Source organism: Streptomyces sp. NBC_01775 (assembly GCF_035917675.1).
GTDB lineage: Bacteria > Actinomycetota > Actinomycetes > Streptomycetales > Streptomycetaceae > Streptomyces.
This window is the reverse complement of the sequence record NZ_CP109104.1, coordinates 3,299,500-3,313,215: the sequence shown is the minus strand read 5'-3', so window position 1 is coordinate 3,313,215 and position 13,716 is coordinate 3,299,500. Positions and strand designations below refer to the sequence as shown.

15 protein-coding genes are annotated in these 13,716 nt (G+C 73.2%); 10 read left to right on the top strand and 5 right to left on the bottom strand.

Translation table 11 applies throughout. From position 1 onward, the window contains the following. The first annotated feature begins 120 nt into the window (after positions 1–120). Genes OHB04_RS14755 through OHB04_RS14740 form a run of 4 tightly spaced genes read left to right on the top strand, consistent with a single transcriptional unit; the run spans position 121 to position 3,791 of the window. Positions 121–1,134 (top strand): ABC transporter ATP-binding protein, encoded by a 1,014-nt coding sequence (locus OHB04_RS14755; RefSeq protein ID WP_326807585.1) that lies wholly within the window; start codon positions 121–123, stop codon positions 1,132–1,134. Beyond that, positions 1,131–1,868 carry an ABC transporter permease gene (locus OHB04_RS14750; RefSeq protein ID WP_326688138.1) on the top strand — a complete coding sequence of 246 codons (738 nt, stop codon included), beginning with the start codon at positions 1,131–1,133 and terminating at the stop codon, positions 1,866–1,868. The genes OHB04_RS14755 and OHB04_RS14750 overlap by 4 nt, the downstream gene beginning before the upstream one ends. A gap of 35 nt (positions 1,869–1,903) precedes the next feature. Next, positions 1,904–3,181: a sensor histidine kinase gene (locus OHB04_RS14745; RefSeq protein ID WP_326807584.1), complete on the top strand. Its 1,278-nt coding sequence runs from the start codon at positions 1,904–1,906 to the stop codon at positions 3,179–3,181. A 37-nt stretch (positions 3,182–3,218) separates the two neighbouring features. Then, entirely contained in the window at positions 3,219–3,791 is a 573-nt protein-coding gene (locus OHB04_RS14740) for a response regulator transcription factor (protein WP_326692746.1), read from the top strand. A gap of 109 nt (positions 3,792–3,900) precedes the next feature. Here OHB04_RS14740 and OHB04_RS14735 read toward each other — a convergent pair whose 3' ends face one another. Beyond that, positions 3,901–4,905, bottom strand: coding sequence for a transglutaminase-like domain-containing protein (locus OHB04_RS14735; protein ID WP_326807583.1), 1,005 nt, complete (start codon positions 4,903–4,905; stop codon positions 3,901–3,903). Position 4,906: 1 nt separating this feature from the next. Next, entirely contained in the window at positions 4,907–5,926 is a 1,020-nt protein-coding gene (locus OHB04_RS14730) for a GNAT family N-acetyltransferase (protein WP_326688135.1), read from the bottom strand. A gap of 152 nt (positions 5,927–6,078) precedes the next feature. Here OHB04_RS14730 and fdxA point away from each other — a divergent pair, with 152 nt between their 5' ends. Together fdxA and dapC are read left to right on the top strand one after the other, a co-directional pair. Continuing rightward, positions 6,079–6,405 (top strand): ferredoxin, encoded by a 327-nt coding sequence (gene fdxA, locus OHB04_RS14725; protein ID WP_165238354.1) that lies wholly within the window; start codon positions 6,079–6,081, stop codon positions 6,403–6,405. A gap of 209 nt (positions 6,406–6,614) precedes the next feature. Continuing rightward, on the top strand, positions 6,615–7,712 hold the full coding sequence (gene dapC / locus OHB04_RS14720) for a succinyldiaminopimelate transaminase (protein ID WP_326692745.1): 1,098 nt from the start codon (positions 6,615–6,617) through the stop codon (positions 7,710–7,712). 134 nt (positions 7,713–7,846) lie between these two features. Here the strand turns inward: dapC and OHB04_RS14715 are convergent, their stop codons facing one another. Together OHB04_RS14715 and OHB04_RS14710 are read right to left on the bottom strand one after the other, a co-directional pair. Further along, complete coding sequence (locus tag OHB04_RS14715; protein WP_326688134.1) at positions 7,847–8,251, bottom strand: ATP-binding protein; 405 nt, start codon at positions 8,249–8,251, stop codon at positions 7,847–7,849. A gap of 294 nt (positions 8,252–8,545) precedes the next feature. After that, the gene (locus tag OHB04_RS14710; RefSeq protein WP_405805427.1) at positions 8,546–9,529 is read right to left on the bottom strand and encodes a heavy metal transporter; all 984 of its coding nucleotides are present in this window, start codon (positions 9,527–9,529) and stop codon (positions 8,546–8,548) included. An 85-nt stretch (positions 9,530–9,614) separates the two neighbouring features. Here OHB04_RS14710 and dapE point away from each other — a divergent pair, with 85 nt between their 5' ends. Further along, positions 9,615–10,694: a succinyl-diaminopimelate desuccinylase gene (gene dapE, locus OHB04_RS14705; RefSeq protein ID WP_326807582.1), complete on the top strand. Its 1,080-nt coding sequence runs from the start codon at positions 9,615–9,617 to the stop codon at positions 10,692–10,694. Positions 10,695–10,783: 89 nt separating this feature from the next. Further along, positions 10,784–11,548 (top strand): TIGR00730 family Rossman fold protein, encoded by a 765-nt coding sequence (locus OHB04_RS14700; protein WP_326688132.1) that lies wholly within the window; start codon positions 10,784–10,786, stop codon positions 11,546–11,548. An 18-nt stretch (positions 11,549–11,566) separates the two neighbouring features. Here the strand turns inward: OHB04_RS14700 and folP are convergent, their stop codons facing one another. Continuing rightward, entirely contained in the window at positions 11,567–12,481 is a 915-nt protein-coding gene (folP, locus tag OHB04_RS14695) for a dihydropteroate synthase (RefSeq protein WP_326807581.1), read from the bottom strand. Between the two features lie 94 nt (positions 12,482–12,575). Between folP and OHB04_RS14690 the strand changes: the two genes are divergently transcribed. Beyond that, entirely contained in the window at positions 12,576–13,025 is a 450-nt protein-coding gene (locus OHB04_RS14690) for a DivIVA domain-containing protein (protein ID WP_405805430.1), read from the top strand. Beyond that, positions 13,022–13,672 carry a DNA-3-methyladenine glycosylase I gene (locus OHB04_RS14685; RefSeq protein WP_326688130.1) on the top strand — a complete coding sequence of 217 codons (651 nt, stop codon included), beginning with the start codon at positions 13,022–13,024 and terminating at the stop codon, positions 13,670–13,672. Before OHB04_RS14690 ends, OHB04_RS14685 begins: the two co-directional genes overlap by 4 nt. Positions 13,673–13,716 lie beyond the last annotated feature (44 nt).

Below are 13,716 nucleotides of genomic sequence, written 5' to 3'. Positions count from 1 at the left end.
CTTTCCCGGGGCGCCCCGTCCGGGTGCCCGGGTGTCATGCGCGCCGTATGACATCTGTCAGCCGCAGGTCACGACCGGCGACACTGCCCGGGACACCCCCCTCACGGCGAGGCTTGGTGCATGACATCGAGCCACTTCACCGCTTCCCCGGCACCGGCCGTGGAGTTCGCGGACGCCGGAAAGACCTACGGCACCGTCAAGGCGCTCTCCGGCCTCAGCGTCACCCTGCACCCGGGCGAGACCGTCGCACTGCTCGGCCCCAACGGAGCCGGCAAGTCCACCACGCTCGACCTGCTCCTCGGGCTGCGCAACCCCGACCCGGGCGGCAGCGTCCGGCTCTTCGGCACCTCGCCGCGCCAGGCGGTCACCGACGGGCGGGTGGGCGCCATGCTCCAGTCCGGCGGGCTGATGGACGGGGTGCGGGTGCGCGAGCTGGTCGCCCTCGCCTGCGACCTGCACCCGCGTGGCTACCCCACCGAGCACGTGCTGGAAGAGGCGGGGATCACGGAGATCGCCGACCGGATGGTGGGCAAGCTGTCCGGAGGGCAGGAGCAGCGTGTCCGCTTCGCCCTGGCCACCGCGGGCGCCTGTGACCTGATCGTGCTGGACGAGCCCACCACCGGCATGGACGTCTCGGCCCGCCGGGACTTCTGGTCGGCCATGCGCGCCCAGGCGGCACAGGGCCGCACCGTGCTGTTCGCCACGCACTACCTGGAAGAGGCCGACGAGGTCGCCGACCGCGTGCTCGTGATGCACCGGGGACGGCTGCTGGCCGACGGCAGCGCGGCCGACATCAAGGCCATGGCCGGCGCGCGCCGGATCAGCTTCTCCCTGGGCACGGTGCCCGACGGCCGCCTGGAGGCCGCTTTGCGCGGGCTGCCCGGCGTGAGCGAGATCGAGCTGGCCGGGAGCGCCGTACGGGTGCGCTCGGCCGACGCCGACGCCACGGTGCACGCCCTCTACCAACTGGGCCTCTGGCCAAGGGACCTGGAGGTCACCGGGCTCGGCCTTGAACAGGCGTTCCTCACCCTCACACAGCGCGCGGAACAGCGGAGCGCCGACGACGCGTCCGGCACCTCTGGCACCCCCGGCACCCCCGTCCACTCCTCCCACCGGAAGGCGACAGCGAAGTGAATACCCTGATCAAGCTGGAGATCCTGCGGTCCCTGCGCAACCGGAAGTTCATGTTCTTCTCGGTGATCTACCCGCCCGTCCTCTACGTGCTCATCGCGGGCCGCGGCGACGACACCAACATGCCCGGCCTCCCCGTCGGCCTGGCGCTCTACTACATGGTCGCCATGGCGGCGTTCGGTGCCATGACCGCCGTCCTGATGGGCAACAGCGAGCGCATCGCCAAGGAGCGCGAGCGAGGCTGGGTGCGCCAGTTGCGACTGACCGCGCTGCCCGGCCGGGGCTACGTCACCGCGAAGATCGCCTCGGCCGCGACCGTCAGCCTCCCCTCGATCCTGCTGGTGCTGCTCACCGGGGCCCTGGTGATGGGCGTACGTCTGGACGCGTGGCAGTGGGCCGCCATCGCGCTGTGCTCGTGGGCGGGCAGCTTCGTGTTCGCCGCGCTGGGCGTGGCCATCGGATACCTTGCGACGGGCGACGCCGTACGGCCGATCACGATGCTGTTCTACTTCGGCCTGGCGTTCATGGGCGGGCTGTGGCTGCCGATGTCGAGCCTGCCAGGGTGGGTCCAGGACATCGGCGAGTGGCTGCCCACCCACGCCTACACGGCGCTGGGCCAGGCCGTCGAGGTGGGCGACGCGCCCCATTTGCGGGACGCCGGGCTGCTGTTGGGTTACCTCGTGCTCTTCGCCGGGGCCGCCGCCTGGTTCTACCGCAAGGACACCCGCAAGGCATGAATCGCACGAGCACGCAGGACGTAAGGAGCCTGGCCATGGCAGACACCCGGCAGGAGGACGCGCCCGAGGCGCGGTCCGCCGTCCGGTGGCCGAGCGGCCCGGAGGACGTACCGCTCGTCGGGGAGGTCCCGCAGACCCGGCGGCAGAAGATCTCCAAGGCCGTCATGATCACGGTCTGGATGGTCTTCCTCGGCGCCCCCCTGCGCGACCTGTGGTCCGGGGGGCACTCCGGGCCCGCCGTGGCCGGGGCAGCCCTCGGGCTCGCCGTGTTCGTCACCACATACGTCCTGCTCGTCTTCCGTCACACCCGCGAGCCCCTGCCGAGCAGAACCGTCCAGAGCGTACTGGCCCTGCTCTACCTGCTCGCCGTCCTTCTCTCCTGCACGGCGGGGGAGGCGTGGCTGGTGCTGTTCGTGTACTTCACGGTCGCCTCCGGCGCCGTGCTCCCGGTCCGCCAGGCCGTCTTCGCGATGGCGGTCGCGGTGGTCTCCCTCGCGCTCCTGGGCACCGGCTTCGGCACCCGCCCGTGGTGGGGCGTGTGGACCTCGTTCGTGATCCCCGCCGTGCTCGGCGGCTTCGCCCTGATGTCGGCCCGCAAGACCATCCGTACGCTGCGCGAGCTGCGCGAGGCCAGGGCCGCCGTGGCGCGGCTGGCGGCCAACGAGGAGCGGCTGCGTCTCGCCCGCGACCTGCACGACCTGCTCGGCCACTCCCTCTCGCTGATCACCCTCAAGAGCGAGCTGGCCGGCCGGATGCTGCCCGAACAGCCGGTACAGGCCGCCGAGCAGGTGGCCGACATCGAACGGGTCAGCAGACAGGCCCTCGTGGACGTACGCGAGGCCGTCGGCGGATACCGCCGCCCCACCCTGGCCGTCGAACTCGCCGGAGCGCGCACGGCCCTGCTCGCCGCCGGGATCACCGCCGAGGTCCCGCAGTTCGCCCCCCGGCTCCCGGCCGGTCCCGGCGAGCACCGCGACGAGACCACCGACGCGCCGCCCCCGCCCGCGCCCCTGGGCCTCCCGCCCGAGCGGGAGGCGGCGCTGGCCTGGGCGCTGCGCGAGGCCGTCACCAACGTCGTACGGCACAGCGGCGCGACGCACTGCACGGTGACGCTGAGCCCACGGGCCGACTCCGCCGACTCCGCCGTCTGCCTCACGGTCACCGACAACGGCACGGGCCCCTCGGGGAAGGGCGAGGGCAACGGGCTCAGCGGGCTGCGGGAGCGACTGGCGCTCGCCGACGGCACGTTGGAGACCTCGGCGGGCCTACGCGGGGGCTTCACGCTGCGGGCCACCGTGTCCTCAGTAGCCTGAGGCCGTGACCCGACTGCTGCTCGCCGAGGACCAGGCCATGGTCCGTGAGGCCCTCGCCGCCCTGCTGGGCCTCGAACCGGACATGGAAGTGACCGCCCAGGTGGGCAGGGGCGACGAGGTGCTCGACGCCGTCGCGGCCCACCAGCCGGACGTGGCGCTCCTCGACATCGAGATGCCCGGCCTCTCCGGGCTCGACGCGCTCGCCCGGCTGCGCGCCGAGCACCCCGGCCTGAAGGTCGTCATCCTCACCACCTTCGGCAGGCCCGGCTATCTGCGCAGGGCCATGGAGTCGGGTGCCGACGCCTTCCTCGTGAAGGACTCGCCCGCCGCCCAGCTCGCCGAGGCGGTACGCCGGGTCCTGGCGGGCGAGCGCGTGATCGACCCGACGCTGGCCGCAGCCGCCCTTGCCGAGGGAGCCAGCCCGCTGACCGACCGGGAGCGCGACGTGCTGAGCGCCGCCTCCGAGGGCGCGGGCAACACCGAGATCGCCTCCGCCATACACCTGTCCCACGGCACGGTACGCAACTACCTGTCCGCGGCCATCCAGAAGACCGGAGCGCGCAACCGGGCCGAGGCGGTCCGCATCGCCCGCGACAAGGGCTGGCTGTAGCGGTACCGCACGGGCCCGGTCGCCCCGGCGCACCGGTGCCGGGGAGACCGGCGGCACCGGCACCTTCCCGCTGTAGCGGCAGGCGGACGACCGGCCCGTCCGCCCCCGCTCAGTTCAGCCGCGCCCGGGCCGCGCGGGCCCCTCTGCGGATGTTCTCCGCCGCGTTGGGCTCCATCGTGGCGACCACGTCCGCGTACTCCTCCATCTCGCGCGCCCCGGCGACGAAGTCGCCGTGCTCCACCAGCAGCTGGGCCCGCTCCAGGCGCAGCCGCCCCGGGTGGTGGGGCAGCAGCAGCGACAGCTCGACGGCCCACAGGCGCACGCCGGACTGCTCGGGACGGTCGCCGGCCCAGGCCCTGATGTTGTTCAGGATCCGCAGCACCATCTCCAGCGGTCCGGCCGGCTGGAGCGCCGCGTCCGAGACATGCGCCCGCCCGCCGGTCGCCCCGGCGACGAGGACCTCCGTCTCCTCCGGAGACAGCGGCTTGCCGCCGTTGAAGGGGTCGGCCAGCACGAAGTCGCCGGACGGGTCGCCGAAGCCGACGACGAAGTGCCCCGGCAGCGCCACCCCGTACACCGGCGCACCCGCGCGCCTGGCCACCTCCATCCACACCACCGACAGCACGATGGGCAGCCCGCGCCGTCTGCGCAGGACGGCGTGCAGCAAGGAGGAGTCCAGCCGCTGGTAGTCCGCCGGAGCCCCGGCGAAGCCGTGCTCCTGGCCCAGCAGCCGCTCCAGCGCCCGCACCCACTGCTCGGGGGAGCGGCCCCGCTCGTACGGCAACTGCCCGGTCAGCCGGTCCAGTTCGGCCTGGGCGCCGTCAACGAGGGCGTCCGCCGCGTCCTGGCCGCCGCTCCCCCGCCGCCCTTCGCGGCCGGCCGCCTCCTCGGCCTCCACGCCGATGAGCAGGCACAGCAGGGCGAGGTCGGGGCGCCCCTCGCGGGCCGCCTCGGCGAAGCGCTGTCTGTTGCCGCCCGGCGGCCCTCCGGGACCCCGGCCCTCACCGGCGGGGCCGCCGCCGCTTCCGCCCGTACCACCGCTTCCGCCGGTCCCGTCGCTTCCGCCGGTCCCGCCGGTCTCATCCGTCCCGTCGTTCTCGTCCGCCCCGCCCACGTCAGTCCTGCGGGGCGCGGAGGTAGTGGTACGCGTGGTGGTCGGCGAAGCCCAGCTTGTCGTAGAGCGCGCGTGCCGGGCCGTTGTCGCGCTCGACCTGGAGGTAGGCCGCCGAGGCCCCTTCCTCCAATGCCCGGCGGGAGAGCTCGGTCATCACCGCCGACGCGAGTCCTTCCCCGCGCCGCTCCGGGGCGACCTCTATGGCGGCGAACCCGGCCCACCGGCCGTCCACCACACAGCGGCCGATCGCCGCGGGCTTCGCCTCCCCGCCGCCCGGCTGTCCGCCCGCCACGGTCGCGAACCACACCGAGGGCCCGCCCGCGAGCACCCGCCAAGCCGCTTCCGGCAGCCCGTCACCGTCGCCGTCGGCGCGGTTGTACCGCGAGAGCCACGCTTCATCCGGTACGCGGCTCAGGGTGACCCGTTCATCCGGTGCGCGGTCCGCCAGCGGCGCGAGCGCGCCGACCCGAATCACCGCGTGCCGCTCCGCCGTCCAGCCACGCCCGGCCAACTCCCGTTCGAGCAGCGCGTGCTCCTCCGGTACGAGCTGCACGCGCGGCGGCAGCCCGCGATCCTCGTACCAGCGCACCACCTGGCCGATCGCCTCGGCGAGCGGTATGCCGGGGTCGCCCAGCGGGAGGAGGGAGTTCGCCCGCGCCGTGAAGCCTCCGGAGGCGCGCAGCGTCCACTCGCCCAGTCGTCCGGTCTCCGCCGCCGGCCACCCCCGGGCCCCCACCGCCATCAGCTCCGGCACGCTCGCCGAGGGGATTCCTCTCCTGCGAGCCGGGGTGCGGGGCACGACCTTTCCAGCGACCATCGACGCCTCCTCGATCTCGACGTGCTCACCATCGCGCCGGGTGATTCCGAGCACGCCACCGGTCCACGATGTGAGAATGCCGACCGTGTCCGTGAACCGCCCGAGCCGCTCTCCAGCGGCCGTCAGCGAGCGTACAGAGACGCGTTCTCCCACGTCGGAAGCGGTGATACGGACCTCCAAGCGTCCGCCCGTGGTGAATTCCACAGCTGTATCCGCCCCTCCTGTTCGTCTTGTGGCCGGGAACGGAGATACTAGATGCGGGCATCGGCCGCCGTCCGAAGCGAAGCAGCGCTCCCGCGCGCTCAGTGGTGGTGCCGGACACCGGCCCGCCAGCCCTACCGAGGAGGAACGACAGCGTGACTTACGTCATCGCGGAGCCTTGTGTCGACCTGAAGGACAAGGCCTGCATCGAGGAGTGCCCCGTCGACTGCATCTACGAGGGCCAGCGGTCCTTGTACATCCACCCGGATGAATGCGTCGACTGTGGAGCCTGCGAGCCGGTCTGCCCGGTCGAGGCCATCTTCTACGAGGATGACACTCCCGAGGAGTGGAAGGACTACTACAAGGCGAACGTCGAGTTCTTCGACGACCTCGGTTCGCCCGGTGGTGCCAGCAAGCTGGGCCTGATCGAGAAGGACCACCCTGTCATCGCCGCTCTCCCGCCGCAGGAACACGACGAGTGATTCCGCGCCCCTAGGCCGGGTGGCAGCCCCCAGGCCGGGCGGCAGCCCACCGCGCCAGGCCGGCGGAGCTGGTGCGCAGTCCCGTGCGGCGGTCCACGCGTCCGCCGCACGGGACTGCGCCGTTTTCAGCGCGACCCGCTGCTTCCGAGTCATCCGGCTGCGCGGCACAGCCGCCGTCCAGCCGGCAGCAGAAGAAAGTGAGCCCCATCGTGCCCTCCGTCTCCGACCGGCTCCCCGCCTTCCCCTGGGACCGGCTCGAGCCGTACAAGACCACTGCCGCCGCACACCCCGACGGCATCGTGGACCTGTCCGTCGGCACTCCCGTGGACCCCGTTCCCGCACTCGTCCAGCGCGCGCTGACCGACGCGGCGGACAGCCCCGGCTATCCCACGGTGTGGGGCACCAAGGAGCTGCGGGACGCCATCACCGGATGGTGCGAGCGCCGCCTGGGGGCGCGCGGGATCGAGCACCGCAACGTGCTGCCGGTCGTCGGCTCCAAGGAGCTGGTGGCCTGGCTGCCGACCCAGCTCGGCCTCGGTGCGGGCGACCGGGTGGCCTTCCCCCGGCTCGCCTACCCGACCTACGAGGTGGGGGCGCGGCTCGCCGGTGCGGAGTACCTCGCCTACGACGACCCGACGGAGCTGGACCCCGCGGGCCTGAAGCTGCTGTGGCTCAATTCCCCGTCCAACCCGACGGGCAAGGTGCTGGGCCTGGACGAGCTGCGGCGCGTCGTCGCCTGGGCCCGCGAGCACGGCATCCTCGTCCTCAGCGACGAGTGCTACCTGGAGCTGGGCTGGGAGACCGAGCCCGTCTCCGTGCTGGACCCGCGGGTGTGCGGCGGCTCCTACGAGGGCGTGGTGGCCGTCCACTCGCTCTCCAAGCGCTCCAACCTCGCCGGATACCGCGCCGCCTTCATCGCGGGCGACGCCGACGTCCTGGGCGACCTGCTCCACATCCGCAAGCACGGCGGCATGATCACCCCTGCGCCCGTCCAGGCGGCCACCGTCGCCGCGCTGGGCGACGACGTGCACGTCGCCGAGCAGCGCGCGCGCTACACCGCGCGGCGCACGGCGCTGCGCGGCGCGCTGGAGGCCGCCGGCTTCCGTATCGAGCACAGCGAGGCGTCGCTGTACCTGTGGGCGACGCGGGACGAGTCGTGCTGGGACACGGTCTCCGACCTGTCCAAGCGCGGCATCCTCGTCGCGCCCGGCGACTTCTACGGCCCGGCGGGCGAGCGCTTCGTCCGCGTCGCGCTCACGGCCACCGACGAGCGCGTCAGCGCGGCCGTGCGGCGCCTGGGGGAGTAGGCCCTACGGGCGCGGGGGCCACCTCGGCCCGTCCGGCCCTTGAAGCGCGAGAGGGCCGCCCCGACCGGAGAGGTCGGGGCGGCCCTCGCCGCTGTGGCGGCTCAGCCGGGCGGGAGGCCGCCGCGTCGGTGTGCTCAGCCGATCGGCAGGCCGCCGAGGCTGTTGGTGGAGGGCAGGCTCTTGCCGGTGGTGGAGGCGGTCTTGCCGACCAGGCCACTGGTGTCGCCCGCCGCGTTGCCGGCCAGCTTCTGGGCCGCGGGGGTCGCGGACTTGCCGGTCTTGCCGACGGCCTTGCCCGCGGCCGGCACGGTCGTCTCGACGGCGTTGCCGCCGGTCTTCCCGGCGAGCCCGGAGGTTTCCGTCGACGCCTTGTCCAGCGTGTTGCCGACGCCCGCGCCGTCCAGGTTGCTCACGCCGCCCACGGGGCCGGCGGGCAGGTCGAGGGCGCTGGCGGAACCCGCGGCGCCGACGACGGAGGCGGCACCCGCCGCGGCCAGCAGGGCGGTCCGAGCGATCCGGCGGGGGAGGGGGAGGGACATGGTGCTCCTTTGACGGAGAAGGATTCTGGAGTGTCCTGCCGGGTCGCCCGGTCGGACGCAGTGCCTATCGCGCGGGGCCGCGTTCAGGTTGCGGGGAACCCAGGTAAAGGATTGGCAATGCGGGTTTGCCCCTCGGTGCTCAAACTGGGCATTCTTCGCGGCCAGTTGACCTGTACCGGAGGAGTCGTTCCCGTCGTTTGCAGGCAACTCGTCCACCCCCCACGGGTGACCGCCGGGCGGGCGACCGGCGTCCACCCCGGTGGACGGCCGCCCTCCTGCGCGTGAGTGCCCGTACTAATGACCGGGGGCGAGTCGCAGCTCGACCTCGCCACCGGAGCCGCGTCCCCCGCTACCCTGCGCGCCCTCCGGCGGGGCCTTCGCGTCCCCCGTCGTCACGCGCCAGCCGTCCTGGGACCGCCCGGCGCTCCAGACCCGGCCCGCGTAGGCGATCCGCTCGATGCGCAGCCCGGAGGCATTCGCCACCGCCCAGTGCGCCAGCTCCCAGCCGTGGCGGCTGCCGCGCGCCGGGACGGTCAGGGTGCCGGCGCCGTCGGCCAGTACGTCCCTCCCGAACTCCCGCACCAGCTGCTTGCGCACCCGTGCCGGGTCGCCCGGCTCGCGGTCGTTCCCGGTGCTCGTCGTGCAGCTGAGCGCGGCGGCCCGGCGGCCGGTGAGGGCCGAGGTGAGCAGTGTGGCGTTCGCCTCGTGCTTGGCGTACGCCTGCGGGAAGCCGCTGCGCTGCACGCGCTGCGCGGCGACGGTCAGCGGCAGGCGGGAGTAGCCGGGGATCTTCGCCAGGTGGTCGTAGAACCTCGCCGCTGAGTACACCGGGTCCTGGATCTGCCGCATCGTGCCCCAGCCCTGCGAGGGGCGCTGCTGGAAGAGCCCGGCCGAATCCCGGTCGCCGTGGCCGATGTTGCTCAGCTTGGACTCCTGCATCGCGGTGGCCAGGGCAATGGTCACCGCGCGCTCCGGCAGTCCGCGCCGGGAGGCGACGGCGGCGATGGTCGCGGCGTTGGCGGCCTGGCCCGGCTTCAGCTCGTAGTCGTGCGCGTCCTTGGGGGTGCGGCCCGGAGCATCCGCCGCGCTCCCGGCGCCGTCCGGTTCGCCGGTGGCGCGCACGGTGCAGTGCGCGTCCTCCTGACCCGTCAGTATCCGCACGGCGACATAGGCGGTGACGGCGAGCAGCGCGAGGCACGCCACGGCTCCCCTGAACAGGATGCCGCGGCGCTTCGGTCGGGTCGTACGGGGCGCACGGGCCGGTCCGGAGTGGAGCACGCGCCCAAAGGTAGCGGCTGCGCGCGGGTGGCCGGGGGCGCGGGGGAGCGCGCCGCGCGCCCGGCGCGGGCCGTAGGGTGTCGGTATGCCCGACAGCGCACTCGACCTGCGACAGGATGCCGCGCGGCTCACCGCCCGGCTGGTGGATTTCCCCTCCGAGAGCGGGAACGAGAAGGCGCTCGCCGACGCCGTGGAGGAGACCCTCTCCGGGCTGTCCCATCTGAGCGTCACGCGGCACGGCAACAACGTGGTGGCCCGCACCAGTCTGGGCCGGCCCGAACGCGTCATCCTCGCGGGGCACATCGACACGGTGCCCATCGCCGGGAACGTGCCCTCCCGGCTGGACGAGCACGGCGTCCTGTGGGGCTGCGGCACCAGCGACATGAAGGCGGGCGTCGCCGTGCAGCTGCGCATCGCCGCCACTGTGCCCGAGCCCAACCGCGACCTGACGTTCGTCTTCTACGACAACGAGGAGGTCGCCGCCCATCTCAACGGCCTCGGCCACGTCGCCGAGGCCCACCCCGACTGGCTGGCCGGTGACTTCGCCGTCCTCCTGGAGCCCTCGCACGGCCAGGTCGAGGGCGGCTGCCAGGGCACGCTGCGGGTGCACCTGCGCACCGGAGGCGTGCGCGCGCACTCGGCGCGCGGCTGGATGGGCGCCAACGCGATCCACGCGGCCGAGCCCCTCCTGGCGCGGCTGGCGGCCTACGAGCCGCGGCGCCCGGTGATCGACGGGCTGGAGTACCGCGAGGGACTCAACGCCGTCCGGATCGAGGGGGGTGTCGCGGGCAACGTCATCCCCGACGCCTGCACCGTCACCGTCAACTACCGCTACGCGCCCGACCGGAGCGAGGAGGCGGCGCTCGCCCATGTGCGCGAGGTCTTCGAAGGGTGCGGCGTGGAGGAGCTGGTGGTCGACGACAGCTCGCCCGGCGCGCTGCCCGGCCTGGCGCACCCGGCGGCCCGCGCCTTCCTGGAGGCGGTCGGCGGGGAGCCCCAGCCCAAGTACGGCTGGACCGATGTGTCCCGGTTCAGCGCTCTCGGTGTCCCGGCTGTCAACTACGGCCCAGGTGATCCCAATCTCGCTCATAAGCGGGATGAAAGAGTGGAAACCGGACTCATTCTTCGGTGCGAGGAACGGCTCCGCAGCTGGCTGACGTCCTGACGGTCTACGCAGGGTGAATTCCGCGTCCTCCCCGCGAGGCGGCTGCGTACCCTGAAGCGGAAAGATCGCAGGCGGAAGGAGTGCTGTACATGACCGACAAGTCCGGCAAGGGGTCCAGGGAATCCAGGGAGCCCCAGGAGCAGCGGCTGGGCCCGGTGCTGCGCCGTCGTGACCAGGTGCAGCCCGGCACCACGGATCAGCGGCTGCTGGACACCGCGGGACCGTCCGACTTCATCCACCAGGACCCCTGGCGCGTCATGCGCATCCAGTCGGAGTTCGTGGAGGGCTTCGGCGCGCTGGCCGAACTCGGCCCGGCGGTCAGCGTCTTCGGCTCGGCCCGCACCCCTGTGGACGCACCCGAGTACGAGAAGGGCGTCCGCATCGGCCAGGCGCTGGCCGAGGCGGGCTTCGCCGTCATCACCGGCGGCGGCCCCGGCGCGATGGAGGCGGCCAACAAGGGCGCGCTGGAGGCGGGCGGCACCTCGGTCGGACTCGGCATCGAGCTGCCCTTCGAGCAGGGCATGAACCAGTACGTCGACATCGGTGTGAACTTCCGCTACTTCTTCGTGCGCAAGACGATGTTCGTGAAGTACGCCAGCGGCTTCGTGGTCCTGCCCGGCGGGCTGGGCACCCTGGACGAGCTGTTCGAGGCGCTGACCCTCGTCCAGACCCAGAAGGTCACCCGCTTCCCGATCGTGCTGTACGGCACGGACTACTGGAAGGGGCTCATCGACTGGGTTCGCGGCTCCGTCGTCGCCGAAGGCAAGGCGTCCGAGCGGGACATGGAGCTGTTCCACGTCACCGACGACATCGACGAGGCGATCAAGCTGGTGACCAAGGAGACCGGGGTCTAGGGCCCCGCTCCCGGAGGGCTACGCCAGCCCTCTGCGGGCCACCGCGGGAGGTCGGTGGCCCGCGATCGAGGCCACCATGTCGAGCACCTGCTTCGTCTCGGCCACCTCGTGCACGCGGTAGACCTGGGCGCCCAGCCAGGCCGAGACCGCGGTCGTGGCCAGGGTGCCGGTCAGCCGCTCCTTGACGGGCTTGTCGAGGGTCTCGCCCACGAAGTCCTTGTTGGACAGCGAGACCAGCACCGGCCAGCCCGTCTCCGTCATCCGGCCCAGCCCCCGCGTGGCCTCCAGGGAGTGGCGCGTGGACTTCCCGAAGTCGTGGCCCGGGTCGATCAGGATGCCGTCCCGGCGCACGCCCAGCTCCACCGCGCGCTCCGCCAGCTCCAGCGTCACCCGCAAGATGTCCTCGACGACGCCGCTGCCGGAGCGCCCGGCCCCGGCGGCCCGCCCGGCCCCGGCGGTGCTTCCGGTGTCGTAGGCGACCCGGTGCGGACGGGTGCGGGGCTCGGCGCCGCCCGCGTGGGTGCACACCAGCCCGGCACCGTGCCGGGCCGCCACCTCGGCCAGCAGGGGGTCCACCCCGCCCCACGCGTCGTTGAGCAGGTCCGCTCCGGCCGCGCACACGGCCTCGCCCACCTCGTGGCGCCAGGTGTCGACGCTGATCACCACATCGGGCCAGCGCCGCCGCACCTCGGCGACGAACCCGACGGTGCGCCGCACCTCCTCCTCGGCGGTCACCTCGTCGCCGGGCCCCGCCTTCACCCCGCCGATGTCGATGATCGCGGCCCCTTCCGAGACCGCCTGCTCGACCCGGTCGAGCGCGGGCTCGTCCCGGAAGGTGGCGCCGCGGTCGTAGAACGAGTCCGGCGTGCGGTTCACGATCGCCATGACCACCGGCTCGTTCTCGCCGAACTCACGCGTGCCCAGGCGCAGCATCAGCCATCCTCTCCTTCTCGGCGGGGCCCCGGCCGCCGCCCGTACCGCGTGGCCCCTGCACGCTCCTGCCGCTGACCATAACTGTCAGTGGGCCATGGCACGATCGGGGTCCGCGCACATCCAGCAACTCGGGGAGTGGTCCGTGTTCGTGTTCCTGCTGATCTCGCTTGTCGTGGTCGTCGCGGCGGTCACGCTCGCCGTCGTCGGGAGCGGCGACCAGTCGGGGCGCGGGGCCGTGGGAGGGCTCACCGAGGTGCCTCCCGACCTGCTGGAGGAGCCGCTGCCGCCCGACCGGCCCGTCAGCCACGCGGATGTGGCCGGCCTGCGCCTGGCCGTCGGGGTGCGCGGCTACCGCATGGGGCAGGTCGACGACGTCCTCGACCGCCTCGGCGCCGAGCTGGCCGAGCGGGACGCGCGGATCGCCGAGCTGGAATCGGCGCTCGCGGGCGCCCAGGCGCTCGCCATGCGCCACTCGGACCCCTCCCGCCACGAGCCCCAGGACCGGGGCCCGGAGGGCGGCCAGGCACCGGAAGGTACGCGATGAGCCCCGAGAAGACCGGGACGGAAGAGCCGGGCCCGGCGCCGGGCCCGGAGAAGCAGGTGCCCGAGGGCGGCGCCCTGCCGGGGCCCGACGGCCGCCTGCGCTGCCCCTGGGGCACCACGGCCGAGGACTACGCCGCGTACCACGACACCGAGTGGGGCGAGGCGGTGCACGGCGACGACGCGCTCTTCGAGCGGCTGTGCCTGGAGGGCTTCCAGTCGGGTCTGTCCTGGCTGACCATCCTGCGCAAGCGCGAGGCGTTCCGCGCCGCCTTCGCCGGGTTCCACATCCCCGACGTCGCGAAGTTCACCGAGGCCGACGAGCAGCGGCTGCTCGCCGACAGCGGCATCGTCCGCAACCGCCTCAAGATCAGTGCCACGCTCAACAACGCCCGGGTGGCGGCCGAGTGGGAGCCGGGCACGCTGGATCGCCTGGTGTGGTCCTACGCCCCCGACCACACCGCGCGCTCCGTGCCCCGCACGATGCACGAGCTGCCCGCCACCACCCCCGAGTCCACGGCGCTGTCCAAGGACCTCAAGAAGCGCGGCTTCCGCTTCGTGGGCCCCACCACCGCCTACGCCCTCATACAGGCGTGCGGCCTGGTAAACGACCACCTGGCCGACTGCTGGCGCCGCGACGCGAAGGCGTGAACGGAGGACGCGGGGACGGGCGCTGACGGGCGCTGACGGGACGG